The organism is Cryptosporangium minutisporangium, assembly GCF_039536245.1.
Taxonomy (GTDB): Bacteria; Actinomycetota; Actinomycetes; order Mycobacteriales; family Cryptosporangiaceae; genus Cryptosporangium; species Cryptosporangium minutisporangium.
In genome coordinates this window covers 100,775-127,706 of sequence record NZ_BAAAYN010000011.1, presented here as the reverse complement: position 1 = coordinate 127,706, position 26,932 = coordinate 100,775, and the positions used below count along the sequence as shown (strand labels likewise).

The window sequence follows — 26,932 nt, the reverse complement described above, 5'->3', positions numbered from 1 at the left end:
GGGACGGAGAGCGCAGCAATGGAGCAAAGCCTCGAGAGCGTCGGCGAAAAGGTGCTGGATCAGGTCCGCGACCTGTTGCCGGTGCTCCGTGATCGGGCGCCCGAGGCGGAGGCGGAGCGCCGGATACCGGCCGCCTCGATCCAGGCACTGCAGGAGACCGGCGTCCTGCGGCTGTTGCAGCCGCGCCGCTACGGCGGGCACGAGGCGCACCCCACCGTGTTCTACCGGGCGGTCCGGCTGATCGCGAGCGCGTGCGGATCCACCGGCTGGGTGACGTCCGTGCTCGGGGTCCACCCGTGGCACGTCGGGCTGTTCGCCGAGGAGGCGCAGCGCGAGGTCTGGGCCGAGGACCTCGACACCCGTATCTCGTCGTCGTACGCGCCGCAGGGCAAGGCCACTGCGGTCGACGGCGGCTTCCGGTTCAGCGGCAAGTGGAGCTTCTCGTCCGGCTCCGATCACTCGACCTGGGTGCTGCTCGGCGGCCTGGTGATCGGCCCGGACGGCCGGCCGACCGACTTCCGGACGTTCCTACTGCCCCGCACCGACTACACGATCGACGACGTCTGGGACACCGTCGGTCTGCGCGGAACCGGCAGCAACGACATCCTGGTCGACGACGTGTTCGTGCCGGAGCACCGCACGCTCTCGTTCCAGAACACCGCCAAGTGCGTCTGCCCGGGCCAGGAACTCAACGACGGCCCGCTGTTCCGGATGCCGTACGGCACCATCCACCCGTTCGCGATCACCGCGCCGCTGATCGGCATGGCCGACGGCGCCTACGAGGCCTACGCCGGCCACACCAAGGCCCGCGTCCGGGCGTCCTACCTGGGCGAGAAGGCCAAGGACGACCCGTTCGCCCAGGTCCGGGTCGCGCGCGCGGCGGGCGAGATCGACGCTGCGTGGCTGCAGTTGGAGCGCGACGTCAACGAGGAGTACGCGCTCGCGGCCGAGGGCACACGCATCCCGGTCGACCTGCGGCTCCGCGCTCGACGCGACCAGGTGCTCGGCAGCGCGCGAGCGATCGACGCGACCGACCGGCTCTACGAGAGCGCGGGCGGCAAGGCGATCAACGCGCCCTCGGTGATCGCCCGGTTCTGGCGCGACGCCCACGCCGCACGCGTGCACGCCGCGAACGACGTCGAGCGGGCACTGGTGATGTACGGCCGGTCCGAGCTCGGACTCCCGGTCACCGACGGGATGTTCTGATGAGCGCGCCCACCCTCGAGAGCACGAGCCACACGCTGACCGTCGCATCCGGGTTGGAAGTGCACTACCACGACGCAGGCGAGCAGTCGGCCGACAGGCCGCCCGTCGTGCTTCTGCACGGCGGGGGTCCCGGCGCGAACGCCTGGAGCAACTTCGGCGCGAACCTCGCGGTCCTGTCCCGGTCCGCACGGGTCCTCGCCATGGACATGCCAGGCTTTGGACGCTCCGGCAAGCGGTCCGAGCACCCGCAGTACTTCACCTACGCCGCCGGCGTTCTCGCGGAGCTGCTCGACGAACTGGGGATCGACACCGTTGACCTCGTCGGTAATTCGCTCGGCGGCGGCGTGTCGACTCGATTCGCATTGAACTACCCGAATCGGGCGCGGCGGCTCGTACTGATGGCGCCCGGCGGCCTCGGTCTGAACGTGTTCGCACCGGATCCGACCGAGGGCGTGCAGCGGCTGGGGCGGTTCGGCGCGCCACCGGGGCCGACTCCGGAGAAGCTGAAGGCGTTCCTGCGCACGCTCGTGTACGACCAGAAGCTGATCACCGACGAGTTGGTCGCGGAGCGCTTCGCGGCCGCGAGTGCGCCCGATTCGCTGCAGGCCATGGTGGCGATGGGCATGTCGTTCTTCCAGCACGCGGAGGAAGGGCAGCTCTGGCGGGAGGCCCACCGGGTCACGCAGCCGACGTTGATGATCTGGGGCCGCGAGGACCGGGTCAACCCGCTCGACGGCGCGCTGGTCGCGCTCAAGCAACTGCCCGACGTCCAGCTGCACGTGTTCAGCCGGTGTGGGCACTGGGCGCAGGTCGAGAAGTTCGACGAGTTCAACCGGCTGACCGAGGACTTCCTAGGGGGTCACCGATGAGCATCAAATCGCTCGGGTACCTGCGGATCGAGTGCACCGACCTCGACGCCTGGCGGACGTTCGGGCTGAAGGTGCTCGGCATGATCGAGGGCAAGGACGCCCCACCCGGCGAACTGCACCTGCGGATGGACGACTTCCCCGCCCGCGTGGTGATCATCGCCGGTGAGGCCGACCGGCTCTCGGCGACCGGCTGGGAGGCGCCGAACGAGGAGGCGCTGCGGGAGGTCACGGCCCGGCTGGACGCGGCCGGCGTGCCGTGGAAGGAGGGCACACCCGAGCAGAAGGCCGCCCGCAAGGTGACCGGCCTGGTGCTGTTCGAGGACCCGTCCGGGAACACCCAAGAGGTCTTCAGCGGTGTGGCGCTGCAGCACCGCCGGGTGGTCAGCCCGTACGGGCACCGGTTCGTCACCGGCGAGCAGGGGCTCGGGCACGTCGTCCTCTCCACCAGCGACGACGCCGAGGCGCTGCACTTCTACCGGGACGTGCTGGGCTTCAAGCTGCGCGACTCGATGCGGTTCCCGCCGGAGGTGGTCGGGCGTCCGCCGGGCGGCGAGCCGGCCTGGTTGCGGTTCTTCGGCTGCAACCCCCGCCACCACAGCCTGGCGTTCCTGCCGTTCCCTACCGAGTCGGGGATCGTGCACCTGATGGTCGAGGTCGAGGACACCGACGACGTCGGGCTCGCGCTCGACCGCGCGCTCCGCCACAAGGTGCCGATGTCGGCGACGCTGGGGCGGCACGTCAACGACCTGATGCTGTCGTTCTACATGAAGACGCCGGGCGGATTCGACGTCGAGTTCGGCACCGGCGGACGGCAGGTCGACGACGCGGACTGGGTCGCGCGGGAGAGCACCGCGGTGAGCCTCTGGGGACACGACTTCAGCGTGGGCGCGCAGTAGTGTCGGTGCCTCGTAGCGACATCGACCCGGCGACGTTCCGGGCGGTACTCGGGCAGTTCTGCACCGGCGTCACGGTGGTGACCGCCAGTCTGGACGGCGAGCCGGTGGGGTTCGCGTGCCAGTCGTTCTCGGCCCTCTCGCTGGACCCGCCGCTCGTCGTGTTCTGCCCGAGCGCGACGTCGCGGAGCTGGCCGGTGATCTCGCGCGCGGGGACGTTCTGCGTCAACGTGCTCGCCGGTGACCAGGCCGAGGTGAGTGCCGTGTTCGGGGCCCGCCGGGAAGACAAGTTCGACGTCGTGAAGTGGAGCTGGTCGCCGGCGGGCGCCCCGGTACTCGACGGCGTCCTCGCCTGGGTCGACTGCACGGTCGACGCGGTCTACCCCGGCGGCGACCACCACATCGTCGTCGGGCGGGTGGACACGCTGGAAGCACCCGGCGCCGGACGGCCGCCGCTGCTGTTCCACCGCGGCCGGTACACGGCGACGTCCGATCCCGAGCCGTGGTTCGGCTGGTCCCAGCCGGACGACTGGATCTGAACGCTGCCCGCCGGCGGGCGTGTGCATTCACTTGAGTGATGGGTGACGCGAGTGCGCACGCGCCAACGGCCGCGCCGTACGATCGCCGCATCATGGCCGGGATTGCACTGCAAAACGTGTCTTTGCGGTTCGGTCGGCGCGCCCCGTGGGTCCTTCGTGGAGTCAACGGTGTGCTGCCGTCCGGCACCGTCACCGCGGTCACCGGACGGAACGGCGCCGGCAAAACGACGCTGCTCCGGGTGCTGGCGGGCGTACTTCCGGCCAGCCGCGGCACGGTGGTCGGGCGTCCGGCCGTGGTCGGGTGGGTACCGGAGCGGTTCCCGGCCGATCAGATCTGGACCGTGCGCCAGTACCTCGACGCGGTCGGACGCGTCCGCGGGCTGCCGACCGGTGCCGCCGCGATCGCGGCGTGGTCCGAACGCCTGTACCTGACGCCGTTCCTCGACGCCGGGCTGTCGACGCTCTCCAAGGGCACCGCGCAGAAGGTGGGGCTGGTGCAGGCGTTGCTGGTGCGGCCGGGGCTGTTGGTACTGGACGAACCCTGGGAAGGGCTGGACGCGGCGACCAGGGAGGAGCTGCCCGCGCTGGTCGCCGAGGTCACCACCGCGGGCGGCGTCTGCGTGGTCTCCGACCACCGGGGTGAGATCGCGGGCCTGCGGCCGGACGCCGAGTGGCGGCTGGAGCAGGGCCAGCTCTCCGAGGTGGCGGCACCCGTGATCGGGCGGCAGGTGCTCGAAGTGGTGGTGGACGGCACGGAGGTCGCGGACGTCGTGGCGTCGCTGCGCGCGGCCGGGCACGTGGTGCGGTCGGTGCGGCCGGCGGAGGTGCCGCAATGAACACGGCCGCTCCGTCGCACCGCGTCGTCGCGCTGACCCGGGTCCGGGTCCGTGGGTACACCCGGTCACGCCGGGCGCTGGCCCCGCTGATCGCGACGCTCGGCCTGCTCGCGGTCGTGCACGCCGGGGGCGCCGCGCCGATCGTCGAGGCGTACGGGATCTCGGCGTTGGTGTTGCTGCCGGTCCTGGCCTGGCAGGCGAAGCTCGCGCTGGACCTGGAGCCGGACGCGCAGCGGCTGCTGGCGGCCACGGCCGTCGGCGGAGCCGGCCGGGAGGTCGTGGCCGGTTTGGTCGCCGCGGCCGTGCCCGCGACGGTCACCGTGCTCGTCGCGCTCGCCGTGCCCTGGGTGTTCGGGGCGATCGCGCCGCCGGAGTCGGGTGGCGCGCTCGTGGCCGGGCTGGCCTTCGGGCTCTGGGTCCACCTGCTCGCGGTGGCCACCGGGTTGGCGATCGGGGCCTGGGCGTCCCGCGCGGTCGGCCCGGACCTGGGGCGGGCGACGCTGACGCTGGTCGGGGGAGTCGTGCTGGTGCTCGCACTCGGCTCGGGCGCGGCGGATCCGCTCGGCTGGCTGGTGCCCCGGCTGACCGCGACGGTGCGGGCCGCCAGCGCTGCCCGCTCGGCGGACATCGTGCTGCTGAGCGTCCACACCGTGCTCTGGGCGGCCGTAGTACTGGCCGCCTACGCCCGCACCCGGCTCACCCGGCGGCCCTGACCCGGTTGCCGCTCCGGTGCGACCGGGTACACGGTGGGCCCACACCAGCGAGCCGCCCACTACGGCATGGTGTGGGCCCGCATCGACGCGCTACCCGTCGCGAACCTGCGCGGGGTGGAGACCCGGTACAGCGTCGGGGGAAGCACGCGCTGGGTCCGCTCGGACGTCGAGTACGGGGCCGAGGCGGACGGCTGATCAGCGGCGGGCTCAGACCCGGGTGAGGATCGTCGCGGTGGCGAGTGCACCGCCCGCGCACATGGTGACCAGCGCGGTCTCGGCGTCCCGGCGTTCGAGCTCGTGGAGTGCGGTGGTGAGTAGGCGGGCGCCCGTCGACCCGACCGGGTGGCCGAGTGCGATCGCCCCGCCGTTGACGTTCACCCGGTCGGCGTCCGGCTCGTGCACGGCCATCCAGGACAGCGGCACCGAGGCGAACGCCTCGTTGACCTCGAACACGTCGATGTCGCCGATCTTCATCCCGGCGTTCGCCAGCACCCGGGCGGTGGCCTGCACCGGTCCATCGAGGTGGTAGAACGTCTCGGCGCCGACCAGGCACTGCGCGACGATCCGGGCGCGGGGCCGCAGCCCTCGATCGGCCGCGGCGGCGGCGTCCATCAGCAGCAGCGCGGCAGCGCCGTCGGAGATCTGGGACGACGTCCCGGCCGTGTGCACCCCGCCCTCCAGCACCGGTTTCAGGCCCCCCAGCCCGTCGAGCGTGGTGTCGCGGAGGCCCTCGTCCTTACGGATCACGGTGCCGTCGGGCAGCTCCACCGGCACGATCTCGCGCTCGAACCGTCCCTCCGCCCAGGCGGCAGCCGCGAGGGTCTGCGACCGCAGGCCGAACGCGTCGGTCTCGGCACGGGTGAGGCCGCGGCGGACCGCGATCCGCTCGGCCGCGTCGTACTGGTTCGGCAGGTCGATGTCCCACGAGTCGGGCTTCGGTTTCCGGTCGGGTAGCACGTTGCTGCCGAGCGGGGCACGGGACATCGCCTCCACGCCGCACCCGATGCCCGCGGTGATCACGTCGGCGGCGATCAGCGCGGCGATCAGGTGCGTGGCCTGCTGGGCCGACCCGCACTGGGCGTCGATCGTCGTACAGCCGGCGCCTTCGGGCAGACCAGCGTGCAACCACGCCGTCCGGGTGACGTTGCCTGCCTGCTCGCCGGCCTGGGTCACGCACCCGCCGATCACCTGACCCACCTCGTCGGCGGGGACGCCGGCCCGGTCGACGGCCGCACGCTGGGCGATCCCCAGTAACTCGGCCGGGTGCAGCCCGGAGAGCCAGCCGCGACGCCGTCCGATCGGCGTCCGGACCGCCGAGACGATCACCGGACTTCCCATGCTGCTGCTCCCTCGTCGCCGCCGTCCACCGTCAGCACCGATACTAGAACAGGTTTCATTTGAAAGGGCGATGATCCTTTCGAGCGGCAGGCCGCTGTGCTTCAATCCGATGAAACGTGTTCCAAGCGGATCCGCCGCCGGCCACCCACCTCGGAGGTCACCGCAATGACCGCACCCAACATCCCCGCCGGTATCGACTTCACCGATCCCGACCTGTACATGCAGGAGGGGATACCGCTGGAGAAGTTCGCCGAGCTGCGGCGGACCGCGCCGGTCTGGTGGAACTCGCAGCCGCACAACATCGCGGGTTTCGACGACGACGGGTACTGGGTGGTCACCCGGCACGCCGACATGATCGAGATCTCGCGGAACCCCGCGGTGTTCTCCAGCACGACGAACACCGCGATCGTCCGGTTCGGCCCGGACATGACCCGCGACCGCATCGACATGCAGTCGCTGATCCTGCTCAACATGGATCCTCCGAAGCACACGTCGCAGCGGGCGATCGTCTCGCGGATGTTCACGCCCCGGGCGGTGAACAGCCTCCGCGAGGAGCTGACCGCGCGCGCCCGGAAGATCGTCGACGAGGCGGCCGCGAAGGGCGAGGGCGATTTCGTCAACGACATCGCGGTCGAGCTGCCGCTCCAGGCGATCGCCGGGCTCATGGGTGTTCCGCAGGAGGACCGGCACAAGGTCTTCGAGTGGTCGAACCAGATGATCGGCTCCGACGACGACGAGCTCGCGACGGAAAACTCCGACCTGGCGTCCGCGAACATGCTCGGGTACGCGATGGGCATGGCCGAGGAGCGGCGGAAGTGTCCGGCCGACGACCTCGTCACGACGCTGCTCCACGCCCAGGAGGGCGAGAGCGCGCTGAGCGACGACGAGTTCGGCTTCTTCGTCCTGATCCTCGCGGTGGCGGGCAACGAGACGACCCGCAACGCGATCACGCACGGGATGAACGCGTTTCTCGACCACCCCGACCAGTGGGAACTGTTCAAGAAGGAGCGGCCGAAGACCGCGGCGGACGAAATCGTCCGGTGGGCGACGCCGATCATCGCGTTCCAGCGCACGGCGACGCAGGACACGCAGCTCGGCGGCGTGGACATCAAGGCGGGCCAGCGGGTCGCGATGTTCTACAGCTCGGCGAACTGGGACACCGACGTGTTCGACAGCCCGGAGCGGTTCGACATCCTGCGCAGCCCGAACCCGCACCTCGGTTTCGGCGGCACCGGCACGCACTACTGCATCGGTGCGAACCTGGCCCGGCTGGAGATCGACCTCATCTTCAACGCGATCGCCGACGTCATGCCGAACATCCAGAAGCTGGGGGAGCCCGCCCGCCTGCGCTCGGGCTGGATCAACGGCATCAAGCACCTCCCCGTCCGATACTCCTGACCCACCGACGAAAGCCCCGTCACGCTTCGCGTGGCGGGGCTTTCGTTCGTGTTCTGACTGTCGCGGAGCCCGCCCAGGACGAGGCTGGCAGTCGAGCGCGCCGCCAAGCTCAGTCGTGACCGGTCGCGGACAGGCGCGCGCACGCGGCTGGATCCGTTTGCGTCGTGACATTTGCCTTGCGTCATAGGGAGGCGCGCTCGCCTGTCAGGATCGCTCTGGGCGGGCCGTGCACTACGGCTTCGTGGAGCGGACTACCCACATCGCGAAGAACTGGGAGCCGCCGCCGTACGCGTGGCCGAGCGCGGTGCGCGCGCCGTCCACCTGGTGATCGCCTGCCCGCCCCATCACCTGCATCGCGGCCTCGGCGAAGCGCAGCATGCCGGACGCCCCGATCGGGTTCGACGACAGCACCCCGCCGGACGGGTTGACCGGCAGGCGTCCGCCGATCGCGGTGTCACCGGCCTCGGTCATCTTCCAGCCGTCGCCGACGTCGGCGAACCCGAGATTCTCCAGCCACATCGGTTCGAACCAGGAGAACGGCACGTAGATCTCGGCGGCGTCCACCTCGGCGGCCGGGTCGGTGATCCCGGCCTCCTTCCACAGTGCAGCGGCGGCGTCCCGTCCGGCCTGCGGGTTCACGTGATCGCGCCCGGCGAACATCGTCGGCTCGGTACGCATGGCGGTCGCGTGGATCCACGCGGCGTTCCGCCCGCCCGCCGTCGACGCGTCGCCGATCACCATCGCGCACGCGCCGTCGGACGAAGGGCAGGTCTCGTCGTAGCGCACCGGGTCCCAGAGCATCGCCGAGGCCTGCACCGACTCCAGCGTGATGTCGGACTGACGCAGGTGCGCGTACTGGTTGAGCGCCCCGTTGCGACGGTCTTTCACCGCGACCATCGCACCCACGTGCTCGGGCGCCCCGGACCGCCGGATGTACGAGCGGATGTGCGGGGCGAAGTAGCCGCCCGCGCCGGCGTGCACCGGCATGCTGAACGGGATCCCGATCGAGAGCGCCCACATCGCGTTCGACTCGGACTGCTTCTCGAACGCCACCGCGAGGACGCGGCGGTGGACGCCCGCCTGCACCAGCGACGCGGCGACCAGCGCGGTCGAGCCGCCGACCGATCCGGCGGTGTGCACCCGCAGCAACGGCTTGCCGGTCGCGCCGAGCGCGTCGGCCAGGGCCAGTTCGGGCATCATCACGCCCTCGAACAGGTCCGGCGCCTTGCCCAGCACCACCGCGTCGATGTCGGACCAGTCGACCTCGGCGTCCGCGAGTGCCCGATCGATCGCCTCCCGGCACAGGCCACCCATCGAGACGTCGAGCCGCTTGCTGCGGTGGTGCGTCTGCCCGGTCCCCAACACTGCCGCAGGCTGCTTCACCGCGCACCCTCCAGGACGCAGACGAGGTTGTGTTGCAAGAGCGGGCCGCTGGTGGCGTGCGCGAGCACTCGTCCCGCGGAGCCATCGAAGACCCGACCGGCGGCCTCCCCGATCCGCACCAACCCGGCCGCGAACATCGGGTTACCGGTGAGCACCCCACCGGACGGGTTGATCCGGACGGAGGAGCCCAGCCCCAGCGCCTGGCGCAACAGCAGCTCCTGGTGGGTGAAGGGCGCGTGCAACTCGGCGACCTCCACGCCGTCGACGCCGCCCGCCGCCTCCGCCGACGCCGTCGTCGACACCGACGTGGTGAGGTCGCGGACGCCGAGCGACCCGGACTCGACCCGGTGGGCGATGCCGGAGATCCACGCCGGCCGCCCCACCAGCTCCCGGGCCCGGTCGCCGGCGGCGAGAACCACCGCGGCGGCGCCGTCGGTCACCGGTGCGCAGTCGTGGACGCGGAGCGGATCGGCCACGTACTCGGTGCCGAGCAGCTCCTCGACGTCGACCTTGCCGGAGAGCTGCGCCAGCGGGTTCGTGGTCGCGTCCGCGCGGCTGCGGGCGGCCACCTCGGCCATGTCGCGTTCGCTCCAGAGACCGGCGTCCAAGCCGAGCCGGGCCTGCAGCGCGGCGAGGCTCACCGCGTCCGGCCAGAGCGGCGCGACCGTGTAGGGATCGGTCTGCAGGGCCAGCACCCGGCGCAGTTCGCCGGCGGACGACTTGCCGAAGCCGTAGACCAGCGCGGTGTCGGCCTCGCCGGTGCGCAGCTTGAGCCAGGCTTCGTAGAGCGCCCAGGCAGCGTCACCCTCGATGTGGGACTCGTGGATCGGCGGGAACGCGCCGATCGCGTCGACCGCGGCGACGAACGAGAACGCTCGTCCGGCCAGGTAGTCCGAGGAGCCGGAGCACCAGAAGCCGACGTCGGACTTGGGCAGACCGGCCTGGGCCAGCGCTCGTTCGAAGACCGGCACCAGCATCTCGACCCCGTTCGTGGTGCCGTCGGTGACCGGTACGGACGGCGACTGCGCGAACCCGATGACCGCGACGTCGTTAACCATCGGACCTTCCCTCACAGGTGCTGCGCATAGACGTCGTAGGGGGCGTCGGGCTCCCCGGTGGGGCGGAAGTGGTCGATGTTCTCCAGCGTCGGCCCCCACTCCTCGCGGGGACGCCAGACCGCCTCCACCCGCATGCCCATCCGCACCTCGTCGGCGGGGCACTCCAGGATCAGGTGCTGGAACGCGATGTCCGCCCCGTCGAGGAGCACGTACGCGGCGACGTAGGGCGGTGTCAGCCGCTGGCCCAGATACGGGACGTTGACCACGCAGAACGTCGTTACCGTGCCCCGGTCGGGCAGCGCGACCTCGTCGGTGGTGGGAACGCCGTCGACGGGGCAGGCGCCGCGCGGCGGGATGTAGACCTTGCCGCAGACCGGGCAGCGCTGTCCGAGCAGCCTGCCCTCGGTGATGCCGCGCAGGAAGCGGCTCTCCTCCGGTGACGCGGTGTGCCAGTACGCCAGCTCGATCGGCGTGGTGATCATCGTGACCTCGGCCGGGTCCGGCGTCGGCGACGCACCGGCGGACTCCTCCGGTTCGAAGCAGGCGATGTCGCGGATGCCGCCGGTCGGCTCGGGTGACCAGCGCACCCGGACCCGCATGCCGGTGCGCATCGCCTCGCGGGGGGCGTCGACCGCGTGCAGCATCGGGGTGTCGGCACCGTCCAGCCGGATCAGCGCCCAGGCGAACGGACGGGTCAGCGGCTGACCGTCCAGCGGCTTCGGCTGCCACGACCACGTCACGACCTCACCGCCCGGCCCGACGTCCACGAAGTCGGTCAGCAGCGCTGCGGTCACCGGGTCGTACTCCGGCGGCGGCGTGTGCACCCGCCCGTCGGAGCCACGCACCCCGAGCACGCGGTGCTCACGCAGAGCGGTAGCGAATCGGCTGAGGGACGGGCCGAGGGAGCGCGTGTAGTCGAACGCGATTCGAAGCGGGGCACCCAACGGCTCGGTGTCGGAAACCTGGGTCACTCGCGAAGTAGAACACGTTCTGGAATAGTGCGGCAAGAGGTGCTCAAACGCCACGGAGGTTCGCATGCAACTCGGTCTCCAACTCGGCTACTGGGGCGCCGCTCCGCCCGCCGACGCACCGGCATTGGTCGCCGCCGCGGAGGAATCCGGCTTCGCGGCCGTGTACACCGCCGAGGCCTGGGGATCGGACGCGTTCACCCCGCTGGCCTGGTGGGGCGCGGCGACGGAACGGGTTCGCCTGGGCACCGCGGTCGTCCAGATCTCGGCCCGGACGCCGGCCGCGTGCGCGATGCACGCGCTGACGCTCGACCATCTGTCCGGCGGTCGGTTCGCGCTCGGGCTCGGGGTGTCCGGGCCGCAGGTGGTCGAGGGCTGGTACGGCGAGCCGTTCGCCAAGCCGCTGGCCCGGACCAGGGAGTACGTCCGCATCGTGCGGCAGGTGCTGGCCAGGGAGGCGCCGGTCGTCAACGACGGGCCGCACCACCCGCTGCCCTACCGCGGGCCCGGCGCGCTCGGGCTGGGCAAGCCGCTCCGCCCGATCACTCATCCGCTCCGCGCTGACCTGCCGATTCTGCTCGGCGCCGAGGGGCCGAAGAACGTCGCGCTGGCGGGGGAGATCGCCGATGGGTGGATCGCGGTGTTCTACTCGCCCCGGGTCGGACCGGTTTACGCCGAGTGGCTCGCCGAAGGGCTCGCCCGACCGGGGGCGCGCCGGACCCAGGAGACGTTCGAGGTCGTGGCGAACTGCCAGATCGTGCTCACCGACGACCGTCGTCCCGCGCTCGACGCGCTCAAGCCCAGCCTCGCGCACTACATCGGTGGCATGGGCGCGCCCGGCATGAACTTCCACGCCGACCTGTTCACCCGCGCCGGGTTCGGTGACGCGGTCGCCGAGATCGGCGCGCTGTTCCAGTCCGGACAGCGCGCCGAGGCGGTGGCTGCCGTCCCGGACGCGCTGGTCGACGAGGTGTCGATCGTCGGCGACGCGGACCACGTGCGAGCCGAGGTCGCACGCCGCGAGGAGGCGGGCGTCACGATGCTGCTGACCGGCTGCCGGACGGTGGCCGAGGTCCGTGCGCTCGGTTCCCTCCTCGGTGCGGACGCCAGGGTGTAACGCGTTCTCACTGCCGCAGCGTTCGCGGCGGGGCCGTGGGGCTTGCTCGCGCGATCGAACGGCACCTCGCGGAGGCGGCTTAGGGCGGAGGCGGCTTAGGGCGGAGGCGGCTTAGGAGTACTGGCGGCGCAGTTCACGCTTGAGCACCTTGCCGGTGGGGCCGAGCGGTAACGCGTCGACGAACTCCACCGACTTCGGCAGCTTGTAGCCGGCCAGCCGTTCCCGGGCGAACCCGATCAGGTCGGCGGCGTCCGGGGCACTGCCCGGGCGGGGCACCACGATCGCGGCCACGGCCTCGCCCCAGGTCGGGTCCGGCCGTCCGACCACGGCGACCCCCGCCACGTCCGGGTGGTCGGCGAGCACGGCCTCGACCTCGGCCGGGAAGACGTTCTCCCCGCCGGTGATGATCATGTCCTTCAGTCGGTCGCTGATCGTCAGGTAGCCCTCCTCGTCCAGGCTGCCGATGTCGCCGGTGTGCAGCCAGCCCTCGGCGTCGAGCAGCGCGGCCGTCGTCTCCGGCTGGTTGTGGTAGCCGGGGGTGTTCACCACGCTGCGGCAGAGGATCTCGCCCGGCGTCCCGGCGGGCACCGGCTCGCCGGTGACCGGGTCGGCGATCTTCAGCTCCACCCAGGGATAGGGCTTGCCTGCCGCCCGCAGCAGATGCGCCCGCGGGCCGTCCGGGTCGTGGTCGCCGGCGTCCAACTGGACGATCGCGCCCTGGGTTTCGGTGAGCCCGTAGAGCTGGAACAGCGGGCGGCCGAACGTCGTGAGTGCCTGGCGGAGCAGTGCCGGGGTGATCGGGGACGCGCCGTACGCGATCGAGCGCAGCGCCGAGTAGTCCCGCTCCGCCGCGCCGGGCAGCGCGACGAGCATGCCGATCACCGACGGGACGAGGAAGACGTTGGTGACCCGCTTCTCGACGACCAGGTCGAGCAACTGCGGTGGCACCAGCTCGCGGACGATCACGTTGTGAGCGCCGAAGACGAGCCCCACCAGCAGGTAGCCCAGGCCTCCGATGTGGAACATCGGCATCGCGACCAGGCTCACCGAGTCGGCGTCGATGCCCCACGACTCGGCGGGCCCGCTCTCCGCGACCGACAGCGTGCGGTTGGTGGTCAGCACGCCCTTCGGCCGGCCGGTGGTGCCGGACGTGTAGAGCTGGAAGACCACCGTGTCGAGATCACCGCGGAACCCGTCGTCCTCGGCGTCGGCCGCACCCAGCCACTTCTCGTAATCGTCCCCGAGCTGCACGGTCTTGGTGACCGTGCCGACCGACACCGCAACCTGTTCGGCGGTGGGGCCGAACTCCGGGTGGGCGAACAGCACGGTCGCGCCGGCGTCGGTGAGGACGGCGGACAGCTCCGGCGCGGTCAGCCGCCAGTTCAGCGGGATCAGCACGGCGCCTGCCTTGACCGCGCCGAGGAACAGCTCCGCGATCTCCACCGAATTCTTGTCCAGCACCGCGATCCGGTCGCCGGGTTGCACCCCGTCGGCGCGCAGCGCGTTCGCGATCCGCGTGCTACGTGCGTCGAGCTCGGCGTAGGTGACGGTTCGGTCGCCGGCGCTGAGGGCCGGATGGTCGCCGCGTTCGTGCGCGTGTCGTCGGGGAAGGTCCGCTACCCGGAACTCGAGATCCATCGGGCCACCTCACTGTCGCCGCGTCCGGAGTTCCACGGTACGGGCGCGAGGTTCCGGCGATCAACGATCGATGGAAATCGCCGTTCACTTTTGTCCCCCGGCGGAGTGGCGCGCCACCGGGTCGAGGCTCGGTGGCGCGGAAACGACGCCCGATCGAGCATTGTGGCGAACGATAACATGTTCTAATTTGGCTCCATGGTCCTCACCGTGGCAGACCTCGTCGAACATGCCGTCGATCTCGTGCCCGACCGCGTCGCCCTGGTGTTCGGGGGCCGTCGGGTCACCTACGCCCAGTTCGAGGCACGGGCCAACCAATTAGCCCACCACCTGGCCCGACATGGCGTCGGGCCGGGTGACCACGTTGCTCTCTACGCGTCCAACGCGATGGAGGCCGCCGAGACGATGTTCGCCGTGTGCAAGCTCCGCGCCGCGACCATCAACGTCAACTTCCGGAGCACCGAGAACGAGTTACGGTACGTCCTCCGCGACTCGGACGCGGTAGCGCTCGTCCACCAGCGTGGCCTGTCGGCGAACGTCGAAGCGGTACGCGGTGACTGCCCCGATCTCCGGCACGTCGTGGCGTTCGAGGGTTCGCCGCCCGGCATCGACTTGCCGGCACCGGCCACCACCGGGAACACCGCCGACTACGAGGAAGGGTTGGCCGCCGAGTCGCCCGACCGGGACTTCCCCGAGCGCGACCCGAACGACATCTTCATCATCTACACCGGAGGGACGACCGGTCGTCCCAAGGGCGTGATGTGGCGGCACGAGGACATCTGGCGGGTGCTCGGGGGCGGCGTCGACTTCATGACCGGCGAGCCCATCGAGGACGAGTGGCAGCAAGCCCGCTCGGGTGTCGACTCGCCGCTGATCCGGCTCGTCGCGGCGCCGCTCATCCACGGCCAGGCGCAGTGGGTGATGTTCGGCGGCTTCTTCATGGGCGGCACGATCGTGCTGATGCCGAAGTTCGACGCGCACGACATCTGGCGCGCGATCACCGAAGAGCGGGTCAACGTGCTCGCGATCGTCGGCGACGCGATGGCGCGGCCACTGATCGAGGCCTACCGGGAGGGCCCGCCGGACGGCGGCAAGTACGACGCGTCGTCGCTGTTCGCGATCTCGAGCACCGCGGCCCTCATGTCGCCGGCGGTCAAGCGGGAGTACCTCGAGGAGTTCCCGAACGCTCTGCTGACCGAGGCCGTCGGGTCGTCGGAGACCGGCTTCAGCGGGATCGGCATCATCAGCAAGGACGCGATCGAGCCGCGCGGTCCCCGGGTGAACTCCGCCCGCGAGGCGATCGTCATCGACGAGTACAACCGGCCGATCACGCCGGGCTCCGGCCAGGTCGGCCGGCTCGCCCGTGGCGGCTACCTCCCGCGCGGCTACTACAAGGACCCGGAGAAGACCGCGCAGCTGTTCGTCGACGTCGAGGGGAAGCGGTACACGGTCCCCGGCGACTTCGCGATCCCCGAGGCGGACGGCACGTTCCTCCTGCTGGGCCGCGGCAACACCTGCATCAACACCGGCGGGGAGAAGGTCTACCCGGAAGAGGTGGAGGGTGTGCTGAAGTCGCATCCGGGGGTCTTCGACGCGCTGGTCGTCGGTGTTCCGGACGAGCGGCTCGGATCCCGCGTCGGCGCGATCGTGCAGTGGCGTGAGGGCCACCAGCCCGACATCGCGGCGCTGGACACCCTGGGCCGCACCGAGCTGGCCGGTTACAAGATGCCGCGGTCCTACTGGTGGGTCGACCAGATGCCGCGGCTGGCGACCGGCAAGGCCGACTACACCGGAGCCCGACGCCACACCGAGGAGCACTCGCCGTCGGCGCAGCTGCCGACGACCGCGAGTCGTTGAACTCCACGAAGGAGAACCCGCTTGCGTACCGACCTCTGCGACCGGCTCGGCATCGAGCACCCGATCGTCGGCTTCACGCCCTCCGAGCACGTGGCGGCGGCGATCAGCCGAGCCGGTGGCCTGGGGGTCCTCGGCGCTGTCCGCTACAACGACCCGAACGACCTCGCGGCGGCGCTGGACTGGATGGACAAGAACACCGACGGCCGCCCGTACGGGGTCGACGTGGTGATGCCGATGAAGGCGCCGACCGAGGGGTCGATCGGCGACCTGTCCGCCCTGGTCCCGCCGGCGCACCGGGACTTCGTCGAGAAGACTCTGCACGAGCTCGGCGTCCCGCCGCTGCCGGCGAGCGAGGACGATCAGGACGGGGTGCTGGGGTGGCTGCACTCGGTGGCCCGGGCGCACGTCGAGATCGCGCTGGAGCACCGTCCCGCGCTGATCGCGAACGCGCTCGGATCCCCGCCGGCCGACGTGATCGCCCAGGCCCACGACCGCGGCATCCTGGTCGCGGCGCTCGCCGGCCGGGTCGACCACGCCCGGCGCCAGGTCGCCGACGGCGTCGACATCGTGGTGGCGCAGGGGTCGGAGGCCGGTGGGCACACCGGAGAGATCGGCAGCATGGTGCTGCTGCCGGAGATCGTGGACGCGGTCGGCGACCAGGTGCCGGTGCTCGGAGCCGGCGGCATCGGGTCCGGGCGGCAGTTGGTCGCGGCGCTCGCGCTCGGGGCGTCCGGGGTCTGGATGGGATCGACCTGGCTGCTGACCGAGGAGTACGCGCAGGGGATGCCCGGCCAGACCGCGGTGAGCCAGGCGCTGCTCAAGGCGTCCTCGGCCGACACGGTCCGGGCGCGGATCTACTCGGGCAAGATGGCCCGGCTGGTGAAGAGCCGGTGGACGGAGGCGTGGGCCGCGCCGGACGCGCCCGACCCGCTGCCGATGCCGCTGCAGAACCTGCTGGTCGGTGAGGCACACCGCCGGATCGCCGCGGCGAACGACCCGGACGTGGTGGCGATGCCGGCCGGCCAGATCATCGGCCGGTTCGACCACCTGCGCCCGGTCGCCGAGGTCATCGAGGAGATGGTGGCCGAGGCCGACGCGACGGTGAGCCGCCTCGGGACCACCCGGAGCTGAAGGGCGCGACGATGAATCGGGGTCCGAGCGGCGCTTGGACCCCGCTTCGTTGCGTCCTCACAACAGCGCGGCGGGGGTATCGGTGACGAAGCGGAGGAGGGCGTCGCGGTCGCGGCGGACGCGGCCGGGCGGCGACACGATGAGCCGGTCGACTCCGGCGTCGGCGTAGGCGGCGACCAGCGACGCGTCCAGTGCCCGGCCGGCCGGCGTCACCGAGATCTCCAGGCGGCCGAGCTCGGCCGGCCGGTCGAGGTTGTCGGCCAGCTCCGCGAGCTGGGCGTCGACGGCCGCGGTCTGCTCCGGGGTCACCGCCCAGCCGTACCAGCCGTGGGCTCTGGTCACGGCCCGGCGCAGCGCCGCCGGGGACGCGCCTCCGACGTGTACCGGCCGGGCGCCGAGCCGGATCGGACGCGGCCCGGCGGTCACCCCGACGATCGACACCCGCGGCCCGACGACGCGCACCGACGACGTCGTCCAGAGCGCCTGCAGGGCCTCGAGGTACTCGTCGGTGCGGACTCCCCGGTCGGACAGCGGGACGCCCAGCGCGCGGAACTCCGGCTCCAGGTACCCGACGCCGATCCCGAACAGGAACCGGCCGCCGCTGATCCGGTCGACGGTCACCACCTGCTTGGCGAGGAGGACCGGCGGGTGCACCGGCACGACCGTGACGCCGGTGCCGAGCAACAGCGTGCGGGTGACGCCGGCGAGGTGGCCGAGGGTGACGAACGGATCCAGGAACGGCGTGTCGGGTCTGGTCGGCGACGACGGCACCGCGGGGTCGGGGAGGACGTAGTGCTCGCCGGTCCAGACGCTCTCCCAGCCCGCGTCCTCGGCCGCGAGCGCGGTCTCGGCAGCCACCTGCGGGTCCAGCGCGCAGAGGTCGGTGTTGATGCCGAACAGCCCCAGTCGCATGCGGACGGACCTTACCCCGCGCACGGGCGCAAGAGGCCGGATAAGTCACTCCGCGGCGATCACCGCACCCAGATCCAGCAGCTGGGCGGTGGCGCCGCCGCCGTCGAACTCGGTGCGCTTGGCGGCGAGGAAGTAGCGGTGCGCCGGGTGCTCGACGTCGATGCCGGTACCGCCGTGGACGTGAACCAGCGTGTGCGCGACCCGGTGACCGGCCTCGGCCGTCCAGAACTGTGCCGTGGCCACGGCCGCCGCGGGGGATTCGTCCCCGTCGGTCAGCGCGCAGGCCGCGTTCCACAGCGTCAGCTCGAGCGCGCGGACGTCGACGTACGCGTTCGCCAGCCGCTGGCTCACGGCCTGGAACGCGCCGATCGGCCGCCCGAACTGCACCCGGGTCCTGGCGTGCTCGGCGGTCAGCTCGAGCGCCGCCTCCAACACGCCGAGCTGGTACGCCGACCGCGCCACCGCTGCCCGCCCGCGGATCCAGCCCGCGACGTCGTCCCCGTCCAGCCGGCGGTCGTCGAAGAGCGCGACCCCGTCGAGCACCAGTAGGCCGGCGTCGTCCAGATTCGTGGTCGGTTGCCGCTCGATCCGCACCCCGGCGTCGTCCGGCCGGACGAGGAACACCCCGGCGACGGTCTCGACCAGCAGGGCGTCGGCGATCGGGCCGGCCGGTACCGCGCTCACCTCGCCGGACAGCTCCCAGCCCCCACCGGACCGGCCCGCGGCGGCCGGCGGCCGGACGTCGGGATGAGCCAGTGCGGCCGTGAGCACGGTCTGTCCGGCGAGCGCGGGCGCGAGCCACCGGAGACGGGTCTCGGCGGAGCCGAACCGGGCCAGGGCCGGGCCGGCGACCGCGACCGTCTCCAGGTAGGGCACGGGAGCCAGGCCGCGACCCAGCTCGATCAGGACCGAGCACTGGTCGAGAAGGTCGTCGACGCCGAGCAGTCCGGTCTCGCCGAAGGTCTGCCAGAGCGACCGGTCGAAGCGCGATCCGGCCTGCTCGGCGGCGCGCAGGGAGTCCCGGGTGACCCGGTCACCGACGATCCGTCGAGTGAGCGCGGCGAGTTCGGTCTGGGTCTCGGTGAGGGAGAAGTCCATCGTCTACCGCCGTCCGACCGGCAGCCGGAGTCCGCCGGCCGCGATGATGTCCCGCTGGATCTCGTTCGTGCCGCCGCCGAACGTGAGGATGAGCGCCGCCCGGTGCGCACGTTCGATCCGGCCCTGCAGCACCGCACCCGGGGAACCCGCCCGCAGCGTCGCCGCCGGGCCGAGCACCTCCATCAGCAGGCGGTAGGCCTCGGTGGCCAGCTCCGTGCCGTACACCTTGGTGGCCGAGGCGGCGGCCGGCGTCAGGTCGTGCTCCCAGGCCGTGCGCAGGTTCATCAGGCGCAGCACCTCGGTGTGGGCGTGGACGCGCGCCAGGTGGATCTGCACCCACTCGGAGTCCAGGAGCCGCCCGCCGCCGCGGCCCGGCGTGGCGGCGGCCCAGGCGCGGACGTCGGCCAGCGCCTTGCGGAGCGGCGCCGCCGAGGTCAGAGCGACGCGCTCGTGGTTGAGCTGGTTGGTGATCAGCGCCCAGCCCTCGTTCTCCCCGCCGATCCGGGCGTCGACCGGGACGCGCACGTTCTCGTAGTAGGTCGCGCTGGTGGTGACGCCCGCCATCGTGCGCACCGGCGTCCACGAGAAGCCGGGGGAGTCGGTCGGCACGACCAGCATCGACAACCCGCGGTGCCGGACGGCGTCCGGGTCGGTGCGGCAGGCGAGCCAGACGTAGTCGGCGTAACCGACCAGGCTGGTCCACATCTTCTGCCCGTTGATCACGTACTCGTCGCCGTCGCGCTCGGCCTTGGTGCGCAGCGAGGCGAGGTCGGTGCCGGCGCCCGGCTCGGAGTAGCCGATCGCGAAGTGCAGCTCCCCGCCCGCGATCCGCGGCAGGTAGTCGCGCTTCTGCGCCTCGCTGCCGTGGCGCATGATCGTCGGCCCGACCGTGTTCAGCGTCAGGAACGGGATCGGGACGCCGGCCACCGCGGCCTCGTCGAGGAAGATCAGCTGATCGAGCTGCGAGCGGCCCTGGCCGCCGTACTCGGTCGGCCAGCCGAGCACCAGCCAGCCGTCCTTGCCCAGCTGTCGGACGATCTCCCGGTAGGCGCTGCCGTCGCCGTAGTCCCCGCCGCCGTCCTCGGAGCCGCCGGTCTCCAGCGCGGCGCGGCGCTCCGGCGTCATCAGCGCCGCGAAGTAGCCGCGCAGCTCTTCGGCCAGGGCCCGCTGCTCCCGCGTGTAACGCAGCCGCATCCGCGCCTCCCTCTCCTCGTCGGAGTTTCCGCGAACGTAACGCGCCGCCCGTCGTGTCCGCTAGCGTAGAACGCGTTCTAGATTCTGCGCGAGCGCTCGCACTGGACGGGTGCGGGCGCTCGGAGAACCAGTTCTAAGACGGAGGGAGTTCCGGTGTCGACCGACCCGCTCGACCTGTCCGGACTGGTGGCGGTGGTCACCGGCGCCGGATCGGGCCTCGGCCGCGCCGAGGCGCTCGCCCTGGCGGCGGCCGGAGCCGACGTGGTGGTGAACGACGTCACCGCCACCGACGTGCTGGACGAGCTACCGGCCGGCCGGGCGGCGTTCGTCCGCGGCGACGTCGGGGACACGGCGGTGGCGCGCGAACTGGTCGGCACCGCGGTGCGCCGGTTCGGCGGGCTCGACATCGTCGTGAACAACGCGGGAGTGGTCCGCGACCGGATGTTGTTCTCGATGTCCGACGAGGAGTGGGACACGGTCATCCGGGTCCATCTCCGCGGTCACTTCCTGCTCTGCCGGGACGCCGGGGCCTACTGGCGCGAGGCGTCCAAGGCGTCCGGGAAGCCGGTCTACGGACGGCTGGTGAACACCACCTCCGAGGCCTGGTTCCTCGGTGCGGTCGCCCAGCCGAACTACGCCGCGGCGAAGGCCGGGATCACCGCGCTCACCGTCGCCGCCGCCCGTGGCCTCTCGCGCTACGGGGTCCGGGCCAACGCCATCTGCCCGCGAGCCCGCACCGCGATGACCGAGCCGGTCTACGGCCCTGCGCCCGCCGACGGACCCGATCCACTCGGCGTCGAGCGCGTGGCTCCGCTGGTGGCCTACCTCGCCTCGCCGGCGGCGGAGCGGATCAACGGCCAGGTGTTCTTCGTCCACGGGGGCCTGGTGGCGGTGCTCGCGCCGCCCACGGTGGCGGCCCGCTTCGACGCGGACGGAGCCGGCTGGACCGCCGCCGGCCTCGCCGAGACCCTCGGCACGCACTTCGCACAGCACACCCCGGAACAGGTATTCACCGCCCGGGATATCTCGGCGCTCCGGCCTGCGCCGTCCACAGGAGGATGACCATGCGGTTAGAGGGCAAGATCGCTCTGATCACCGGAGCGGCGCGCGGGCAGGGTGCCGCGGCCGCGCGTCGCTTCGTCGCGGAGGGCGCCCAGGTCGTGCTCACCGACGTGCTCGACGAGGACGGCGCGAAGCTCGCCGCCGACCTCGGGGACGCCGCGACCTACACACCGCTGGACGTCAGCGACGAGGGCGCGTGGGAGGCCGCGGCCGACCTGGTCCGCGAGCGGTACGGACGCCTCGACGTCCTGGTCAACAACGCCGGCATCCTGCACTTCTCGGCGCTCGCCGACACGACGCTCGCCGAGTACGAGCGGGTGATCCGGATCAACCAGTTCGGCACGTTCCTCGGCATGCGCACCGCCGTGCGGCTGATGCGTCCGGGCGGCGGGTCGATCGTCAACGTGTCCTCGGTGGAGGGCCTCGGCGGCATGGGGCTGCTCGTCGCGTACTCGGCGAGCAAGTTCGCGATCCGCGGGATGACCAAGGTCGCCGCGATGGAGCTCGGCCGGGAAGGCATCCGCGTCAACTCGGTGCACCCGGGGGCGGTCGACACCCCGATGGTGTCGAACGCGCTCGGCGGGATGACGGTGGAGATGGCGCCGATCGGGAAGAAGGTCGCGCTCGGCCGGGTCGGGACCCCCGACGAGATCGCGAACATGGTGCTGTTCCTCGCCAGCGACGAGAGCGCGTACTGCACCGGTGGCGAGTACGTCGTCGACGGTGGCGCGACCGCGACCCACGCGCTCGCCACGATCCTCCGCACGTAGCCGTCGGCTACTAGCATCACGGGCGTGAGCGTCGATCGCGCACGAATTCAGGCGGTTCTACCGGACTACGCCGTCGGCGAGGAGATCGCGGACGGCGCGGTCTACCGGGCCCGCGAGCGCAGGCTCGGCGAGGACCGCGTGGTGACGGTGCTGGCCTCGTTCGGGCCCGGCCTGGCCGCGCCGGAGCACCCGCACATCGTCCGGATCCCGAACAACGGCTACCTGTTCCGCCCGTCGGTCACGCTGCCGACCGACGCCACCCCGACCGCGGCGGCCTTCAACCCGGACGCCACCCGGGTCGCGGTCGCGGCTGCGGACGGCACCGTGCAGCTCAGGACGCTCCGCCGCTGAGTCGCGGTCTCCGGGTCGCGGTCTCCGGGTCGCGGTCTCCGGGTCGCGCTCCGGGAGGCCCCACGCCGACGTCGGGCGGCGTCCGGCACACGCGGCTAGCCGAGCTTCTCGAAGAACTCGCGGATATCGGTCGCGAGCAGGTCCGGTACTTCCAGGGCGGCGAAGTGGCCACCGCGGTCGAACTCGCTCCAGTGCCGGATGTCGTACGTCTGCTCGGCGAGCGTCCGGACCGGCCGGGTGATGTCCGCGGCGAACACGGCCACGCCGATCGGTACCGGGCAGGGGAGCGGCCCGCCGCCGGTCTCCCGGTGCAGCCGCGCCGCCGAGCCGGCCGTCCGCGTCAGCCAGTAGAGCATCACGTCGGTCAGCTTCCGGTCGACGCTCACCGGCGTCCCGGGGTCGCCCCACTCGGCGAACCGCTCCGCGATCCACGCCAGCTGCCCGACCGGCGAGTCGGTCAGCGCGTAGGCCACGGTCTGCGGCGTGCTCGCGTTCACGACCCTGGCGCCGGGCTGGTGCGTCAGGTACTCCCGGATCTGCGCGATCCGGGCGCGGTCGTCGGGGCCGAACCTCTCGTCGCCGTCTGCGGGCGGCGGGGTCGGCAGGTAGTTCAAGTGGACGCCGACCACCTGGGCAGGCGCCCGATCCCCGAGAATCCGGGAGATCGCGGAGCCCCAATCGCCGCCGTGGGCGCCGTACCGGTGGTAGCCGAGCCGCCGCATCAGCTCTGCCCAGGCGGCAGCCACCCGGTGGACGTCCCAGCCGCGCTCGCGCGTCGGGCCGGAGAAGCCGAAGCCGGGGATCGACGGAACCACCAAATGGAAGGTCTCGGAGAGCGGGGCGAGGACGTCGAGGAACTCGACGATCGAGCCGGGCCAGCCGTGCGTGAGGATCAGCGGCAGCGCCTCGGGGTTCGCCGACCGGACGTGGAAGAAGTGGATGTTCGCGCCGTCGATCTCGGTCGTGAACTGCGGATACGAGTTGAGTTCGGCCTCGTGTGCCCGCCAGTCGTACGCGGTGCGCCAGTGGTCGACGAGTGCTTTCAGCTCGCCCAGCGGGAATCCGTAGTCGCGTCCGGAATCGGGTAGCTCGTCGGGCCAGCGGGTGGCGGTCAGGCGGGCGGCGAGGTCGTCGAGGTCGGCTTGCGGAACGTGGACCTGGTATGGAGTAAACATCGTTTGATCCCCTAACGTTTGTCCGCCTAACGGTAGGTGGGCGATATCGTTAGGTCAACTAATAAACTAGGGTGAGCGCATGGACGAACCGGCCTTCTCCCGCCTGCCGTCCCTGCCGAGTTGGTTGCTGACCCAGACCGCGCTGCACGCCGGGCGACTGGTGGCCGACGGGTTCGCGGCCGACGGAGCGCGCGGCTACCACTACCGGCTGCTCGGCACGCTCGCCGAGGCGGGGCCGTCCAGCCAAGCGGAGCTCGGGCGGCGCAGCGGGATCCATCTCAGCGACGTGGTGGCAGCGCTCAACGAGCTGGCCGCGGACGGTTACGTCCAGCGAGCGCCCGATCCGGCGGACAAACGCCGGAACGTCGTCACGCTCACGGAGGCGGGCCGGGAACGGCTCGCGGTGCTCGAGGCGCGCGTCACCGCGGTGCAGGACCACGTCCTGGCGCCGCTGAACCCGTCCGAACGGAACCAGCTCGTCGCGCTGCTCCGCCGGCTACTGGACCACCACGCGCGATGACGCCGAATCGGCCTCCACCGCGCGCGTGGAGCCCGATTCGGCGTCAACCAGCGGACTACTCGAAGCGGGAGGCGTCCCCGGCGCCGCGGCGGAGCACCTCGGGCTCGTCGCCGGAGAGGTCGACGACGGTCGTGGGCTCCATACCGCACTCCCCGGCGTCCACCACCGCGTCGATCTGGTGGTCGAGGCGGTCCTGGATCTCCCACGCCAGGGTCAGCGGCCCGTCGTCGCCGGGCAGCGTCAGCGTCGTCGACAGCAGCGGTTCGCCCAGCTCCGCCAGGAGCGCCTGGGTGACCGCGTTGTCACAGATCCGGACGCCGACGGTCTTCTTCTTCGCGTGCAGCAGCCGGCGCGGTACTTCCTTGGTGGCCGGCAGGATGAACGTGTAGGGCCCCGGCGTCGACGCCTTGACCAACCGGAACACCGTGTTGCTCACCTGCACGAACTGACCGAGCTGGGCGAAGTCACGACAGACGAGCGTGAAGTGGTGCCGGTCGTCGAGCTTGCGGATCTCCTTGATCCGGTCGAGCCCGTCGCGGTTGCCGACCTGACAGCCGAGCGCGTAGCAGGAGTCGGTCGGGTACGCGATCAGCCCACCGTCGCGGATGAGCGCCACGATCTGGTTGATCGCGCGCGGCTGGGGATTGACCGGATGAACGTCGATGAACCGGGCCATGGCAGGGAGCCTAGGCGGTGAGGCCCCGGTTAGCGTGAGGGCCATGTGTTCCGCGTGTGCAGTCCCGGGTCACGGCCCCCGACCCACGAAAGCCCCACCCCGGTTCGCCGCACTGCGGAACCGCGATTGCCGCCCGTACCTGATCGGTGCCGCGCTGGCGATGATGGCGGACAACATCGAGCACGTCATCACGTACTGGGTGCTCTGGGAGCAGTTCCGATCCCCGGCGCTCGCCGGCTTCCAGGTGATCAGCCACTGGCTGCCGTTCCTGTTCTTCTCGGTGTACTTCGGCGGTCTCGCGGACCGGTTCGACTGCCGCCGGGTCATCCAGGCCGCGCAGGCGTTGTTCATGCTGGTCTCGGTGGCCTGGGGTGTCCTGTTCCTCACCGACATGCTGCAGGTCTGGAGCGCCTGCCTGCTGCTCGTCCTGCACGGGCTCGCCGGTGCGCTGTGGGGGCCGGGCGAGCAGCTGATGCTGCACGATTTCGTGGGGGACGAGGAGCTGCCGAGCGCGGTCCGGCTGAACGCGACGTTCCGCAGCCTGGGCATCCTGTTCGGCCCGGTCGTCGGCTCGGCGCTGTTGCTCGGGCTCGGTCCGACCGCGGGCATCTTCGCCAACGTCCTGTTCTACCTGCCGCTGACGGTGTTCCTGTTCCGGACGAAGTTCACCGGCCACACGCGAGACGGCGGCCTGGTCGAGCGGGCGCGGGTGGGGCTGGTCGATTCGGTACGCGTGCTGCGGGACGTGCGCGACAACCACACGCTGGTCAGCATGATCGTGCTCGGCGGCCTCGGTTCGTTCTTCGTCGGGGCGTCGCTCCAGTCGGCGATGCCGATATTCGCGCAGGACCTCGGCGCCGGCAGCGAAGGCAGTGCGTACGGTGTGCTGCTCTTCGCCAACGGCGTCGGCGGGGTGGTCGGCGGCGTCGTGCTGGAGGCCACCGGCTGGGTGCGGCCCAGCGTCCGGGCAGCGGTGATCAGCACGCTGGTCTACGGCGCCACGACGTGTGTGTTCGCGGTGACCGGCAACTACCTGCTCGCGCTGCTGATGCTCGTGGTGGGTGGCGTCGCGAACCTCGCCGCGATGTCGATCGGGCAGACGATCGTCCAGCTGGAGGCGCCCGCGGCCGACCGGGGGCGGGTCGTCGGCGTGTACGGGACCGCGGCGAACGGCCTGCGTTTCGGCAGCGGCATCACGGTCGGCCTGCTCGGGGCGGTGCTCGGCGTCCACTGGTCGCTGGGGGTGAGCGCCGCGCTGCTCTGCGTCGGCACGCTCGCCGCCGGACTGTACGCGTGGCGGGGAGCTGTTCAGCGGAGCGACCCCAGGAGCGCGTAGGTGCGCTGCTGGTCGGCGGCGCCGGCGAGGTCGGTCTGCGTGAAGACGACCTCGGTCGCCCCCGCGTCCCGGTACCGCCGGACGGCGTCCCCGACCACCTTCTCGTCGCCGAGGACGGCCAGCTCGGCCGACCTGCGAAGGCCTTCTCGCTCGACGACCCGCTGGTAGGACGGCACCCGATCGTAGAACGCGAGCTGGTCGGCGGCGGCCGCGCGGGCGGCGTCGACGTCGGACGCCAGACCGCCCGGCACGAACGCGACGATTCGCGGAGCCGGCCGCCCGGCCCGGGTGGCCGCCGCGGTGATCGTCGGCACGATCTCCTCGGCGAGCGTCCGCGGGCCGGCGAGGAACGGCAGCGTGCCGTCGGCCAACTCGCCGGCCGCCCGGAGCGCCTGCGGGCCCATCGCCGCGACCAGGAGCGGCGGCGGCGTGGCGCCGGGCAGGGTGATCGGCCACGGTGGGGCGGCGGTGACCCGCTCTCCGTGGAAGTCGGCGGTCCCGGTGCTCAGCAGGGTGCCGATCGCGGTGAGGAACTCCCGGAGCAGTGCGATCGGCCGGTCGTAGGCGATCCCGAACGTCGGCTCGACGAGATCCTTCGCGCCCAGCCCGAGACCGAGCTGGAACCGGCCCCCGGTCGCGGCCTGCGCCACCTGGGCCTGGGCGGCCACCAGCAGGGGCTGTCGCCCGAACACGGGTATCGCCGACGTACCGACCCGCAGCTCGGGCAGTTCCCGGCCGACCACGGTCGCCAGCGTGGTGGCGTCGTAGTCGAAACGCTGTCCGAACCAGACCGACCGCAGCCCCGCCTCGCGGGCGGCGCGAGCGTGCGCGAGAGCGCCGTCCACATAGTTCGGAACCGACGGGTCGGTGACGTTGATCGCGATGCCGAGCCTCATG

Annotated in this window: 27 protein-coding genes; 16 read left to right on the top strand and 11 right to left on the bottom strand. The window is 71.7% G+C overall.

What is annotated here, in order from left to right:
* Positions 1-18 precede the first annotated feature (18 nt).
* The 7 genes from hsaA (at position 19) to ABEB28_RS08820 (ending at position 5,251) form a co-directional block, all read left to right on the top strand.
* On the top strand, positions 19-1,206 hold the full coding sequence (gene hsaA, locus ABEB28_RS08850) for a 3-hydroxy-9,10-secoandrosta-1,3,5(10)-triene-9,17-dione monooxygenase oxygenase subunit (protein ID WP_345727492.1): 1,188 nt from the start codon (positions 19-21) through the stop codon (positions 1,204-1,206).
* Positions 1,206-2,075, top strand: coding sequence for a 4,5:9,10-diseco-3-hydroxy-5,9,17-trioxoandrosta-1(10),2-diene-4-oate hydrolase (gene hsaD / locus ABEB28_RS08845; RefSeq protein WP_345727491.1), 870 nt, complete (start codon positions 1,206-1,208; stop codon positions 2,073-2,075). The genes hsaA and hsaD overlap by 1 nt, the downstream gene beginning before the upstream one ends.
* Positions 2,072-2,971, top strand: a complete 900-nt coding sequence (hsaC, locus tag ABEB28_RS08840; protein ID WP_345727490.1) for an iron-dependent extradiol dioxygenase HsaC — start codon at positions 2,072-2,074, stop codon at positions 2,969-2,971. Before hsaD ends, hsaC begins: the two co-directional genes overlap by 4 nt.
* A gap of 5 nt (positions 2,972-2,976) precedes the next feature.
* Entirely contained in the window at positions 2,977-3,507 is a 531-nt protein-coding gene (hsaB, locus tag ABEB28_RS08835) for a 3-hydroxy-9,10-secoandrosta-1,3,5(10)-triene-9,17-dione monooxygenase reductase subunit (protein WP_345727489.1), read from the top strand.
* Between the two features lie 116 nt (positions 3,508-3,623).
* Positions 3,624-4,343, top strand: coding sequence for an ABC transporter ATP-binding protein (locus tag ABEB28_RS08830; protein ID WP_345727488.1), 720 nt, complete (start codon positions 3,624-3,626; stop codon positions 4,341-4,343).
* The gene (locus tag ABEB28_RS08825; protein WP_345727487.1) at positions 4,340-5,056 is read left to right on the top strand and encodes a hypothetical protein; all 717 of its coding nucleotides are present in this window, start codon (positions 4,340-4,342) and stop codon (positions 5,054-5,056) included. Before ABEB28_RS08830 ends, ABEB28_RS08825 begins: the two co-directional genes overlap by 4 nt.
* A 33-nt stretch (positions 5,057-5,089) precedes the next feature.
* Positions 5,090-5,251, top strand: a complete 162-nt coding sequence (locus ABEB28_RS08820) for a hypothetical protein (RefSeq protein WP_345727486.1) — start codon at positions 5,090-5,092, stop codon at positions 5,249-5,251.
* A 12-nt stretch (positions 5,252-5,263) separates the two neighbouring features.
* Here the strand turns inward: ABEB28_RS08820 and ABEB28_RS08815 are convergent, their stop codons facing one another.
* A complete protein-coding gene (locus ABEB28_RS08815) occupies positions 5,264-6,394 on the bottom strand; it encodes a steroid 3-ketoacyl-CoA thiolase (protein WP_345727485.1) in 1,131 nt (376 codons plus the stop codon).
* A gap of 165 nt (positions 6,395-6,559) precedes the next feature.
* Between ABEB28_RS08815 and ABEB28_RS08810 the strand changes: the two genes are divergently transcribed.
* Entirely contained in the window at positions 6,560-7,792 is a 1,233-nt protein-coding gene (locus tag ABEB28_RS08810) for a cytochrome P450 (protein WP_345727484.1), read from the top strand.
* Positions 7,793-8,023: 231 nt separating this feature from the next.
* Here the strand turns inward: ABEB28_RS08810 and ABEB28_RS08805 are convergent, their stop codons facing one another.
* The 3 genes from ABEB28_RS08805 to ABEB28_RS08795 are packed head-to-tail and all read right to left on the bottom strand — an operon-like array spanning position 8,024 to position 11,204.
* Positions 8,024-9,175 (bottom strand): thiolase domain-containing protein, encoded by a 1,152-nt coding sequence (locus ABEB28_RS08805; protein WP_345727483.1) that lies wholly within the window; start codon positions 9,173-9,175, stop codon positions 8,024-8,026.
* The gene (locus ABEB28_RS08800; RefSeq protein ID WP_345727482.1) at positions 9,172-10,233 is read right to left on the bottom strand and encodes a thiolase domain-containing protein; all 1,062 of its coding nucleotides are present in this window, start codon (positions 10,231-10,233) and stop codon (positions 9,172-9,174) included. Before ABEB28_RS08800 ends, ABEB28_RS08805 begins: the two co-directional genes overlap by 4 nt.
* An 11-nt stretch (positions 10,234-10,244) precedes the next feature.
* The gene (locus tag ABEB28_RS08795; protein WP_345727481.1) at positions 10,245-11,204 is read right to left on the bottom strand and encodes a Zn-ribbon domain-containing OB-fold protein; all 960 of its coding nucleotides are present in this window, start codon (positions 11,202-11,204) and stop codon (positions 10,245-10,247) included.
* A 64-nt stretch (positions 11,205-11,268) separates the two neighbouring features.
* On the opposite strand from ABEB28_RS08795, the gene ABEB28_RS08790 reads away from it, so the two are divergent.
* Positions 11,269-12,318, top strand: a complete 1,050-nt coding sequence (locus ABEB28_RS08790) for an LLM class F420-dependent oxidoreductase (RefSeq protein WP_345727480.1) — start codon at positions 11,269-11,271, stop codon at positions 12,316-12,318.
* A gap of 111 nt (positions 12,319-12,429) precedes the next feature.
* Here ABEB28_RS08790 and ABEB28_RS08785 read toward each other — a convergent pair whose 3' ends face one another.
* Positions 12,430-13,956, bottom strand: coding sequence for a long-chain-fatty-acid--CoA ligase (locus ABEB28_RS08785; RefSeq protein ID WP_345727479.1), 1,527 nt, complete (start codon positions 13,954-13,956; stop codon positions 12,430-12,432).
* 195 nt (positions 13,957-14,151) lie between these two features.
* Between ABEB28_RS08785 and ABEB28_RS08780 the strand changes: the two genes are divergently transcribed.
* Positions 14,152-15,810: an acyl-CoA synthetase gene (locus ABEB28_RS08780; protein WP_345727478.1), complete on the top strand. Its 1,659-nt coding sequence runs from the start codon at positions 14,152-14,154 to the stop codon at positions 15,808-15,810.
* A 21-nt stretch (positions 15,811-15,831) separates the two neighbouring features.
* Positions 15,832-16,941, top strand: coding sequence for an NAD(P)H-dependent flavin oxidoreductase (locus tag ABEB28_RS08775; protein WP_345727477.1), 1,110 nt, complete (start codon positions 15,832-15,834; stop codon positions 16,939-16,941).
* Positions 16,942-16,998: 57 nt separating this feature from the next.
* Here ABEB28_RS08775 and ABEB28_RS08770 read toward each other — a convergent pair whose 3' ends face one another.
* From ABEB28_RS08770 to ABEB28_RS08760, 3 genes are read right to left on the bottom strand one after another with little or no spacing between them, the layout of a single operon-like run.
* Positions 16,999-17,853 carry a TIGR03619 family F420-dependent LLM class oxidoreductase gene (locus ABEB28_RS08770; protein ID WP_345727476.1) on the bottom strand — a complete coding sequence of 285 codons (855 nt, stop codon included), beginning with the start codon at positions 17,851-17,853 and terminating at the stop codon, positions 16,999-17,001.
* A gap of 45 nt (positions 17,854-17,898) precedes the next feature.
* The gene (locus tag ABEB28_RS08765) at positions 17,899-18,951 is read right to left on the bottom strand and encodes an acyl-CoA dehydrogenase family protein (protein ID WP_345727475.1); all 1,053 of its coding nucleotides are present in this window, start codon (positions 18,949-18,951) and stop codon (positions 17,899-17,901) included.
* A gap of 3 nt (positions 18,952-18,954) precedes the next feature.
* On the bottom strand, positions 18,955-20,145 hold the full coding sequence (locus ABEB28_RS08760; RefSeq protein WP_345727474.1) for an acyl-CoA dehydrogenase family protein: 1,191 nt from the start codon (positions 20,143-20,145) through the stop codon (positions 18,955-18,957).
* Positions 20,146-20,298: 153 nt separating this feature from the next.
* Here ABEB28_RS08760 and ABEB28_RS08755 point away from each other — a divergent pair, with 153 nt between their 5' ends.
* The 3 genes from ABEB28_RS08755 to ABEB28_RS08745 are packed head-to-tail and all read left to right on the top strand — an operon-like array spanning position 20,299 to position 22,328.
* Positions 20,299-21,207, top strand: coding sequence for a 3-oxoacyl-ACP reductase (locus ABEB28_RS08755; RefSeq protein WP_345727473.1), 909 nt, complete (start codon positions 20,299-20,301; stop codon positions 21,205-21,207).
* Positions 21,208-21,209: 2 nt separating this feature from the next.
* Positions 21,210-21,977 (top strand): glucose 1-dehydrogenase, encoded by a 768-nt coding sequence (locus tag ABEB28_RS08750; RefSeq protein WP_345727472.1) that lies wholly within the window; start codon positions 21,210-21,212, stop codon positions 21,975-21,977.
* 24 nt (positions 21,978-22,001) lie between these two features.
* Positions 22,002-22,328, top strand: coding sequence for a WD40 repeat domain-containing protein (locus tag ABEB28_RS08745; protein ID WP_345727471.1), 327 nt, complete (start codon positions 22,002-22,004; stop codon positions 22,326-22,328).
* 95 nt (positions 22,329-22,423) lie between these two features.
* On the opposite strand, the gene ABEB28_RS08740 is transcribed toward ABEB28_RS08745, so the two are convergent.
* The gene (locus tag ABEB28_RS08740) at positions 22,424-23,503 is read right to left on the bottom strand and encodes an epoxide hydrolase family protein (RefSeq protein ID WP_345727470.1); all 1,080 of its coding nucleotides are present in this window, start codon (positions 23,501-23,503) and stop codon (positions 22,424-22,426) included.
* A gap of 79 nt (positions 23,504-23,582) precedes the next feature.
* On the opposite strand from ABEB28_RS08740, the gene ABEB28_RS08735 reads away from it, so the two are divergent.
* Complete coding sequence (locus tag ABEB28_RS08735; RefSeq protein WP_345727469.1) at positions 23,583-24,023, top strand: MarR family winged helix-turn-helix transcriptional regulator; 441 nt, start codon at positions 23,583-23,585, stop codon at positions 24,021-24,023.
* 55 nt (positions 24,024-24,078) lie between these two features.
* Here ABEB28_RS08735 and ABEB28_RS08730 read toward each other — a convergent pair whose 3' ends face one another.
* Positions 24,079-24,699, bottom strand: coding sequence for an L-threonylcarbamoyladenylate synthase (locus ABEB28_RS08730; RefSeq protein WP_345727468.1), 621 nt, complete (start codon positions 24,697-24,699; stop codon positions 24,079-24,081).
* A gap of 43 nt (positions 24,700-24,742) precedes the next feature.
* On the opposite strand from ABEB28_RS08730, the gene ABEB28_RS08725 reads away from it, so the two are divergent.
* Positions 24,743-26,035, top strand: a complete 1,293-nt coding sequence (locus ABEB28_RS08725; protein ID WP_345727467.1) for an MFS transporter — start codon at positions 24,743-24,745, stop codon at positions 26,033-26,035.
* Here ABEB28_RS08725 and ABEB28_RS08720 read toward each other — a convergent pair.
* Positions 26,008-26,931, bottom strand: coding sequence for a TIGR03564 family F420-dependent LLM class oxidoreductase (locus tag ABEB28_RS08720; protein ID WP_345727466.1), 924 nt, complete (start codon positions 26,929-26,931; stop codon positions 26,008-26,010). The two genes, ABEB28_RS08725 and ABEB28_RS08720, sit on opposite strands and share 28 nt — an antisense overlap.
* Position 26,932: the final 1 nt, after the last annotated feature.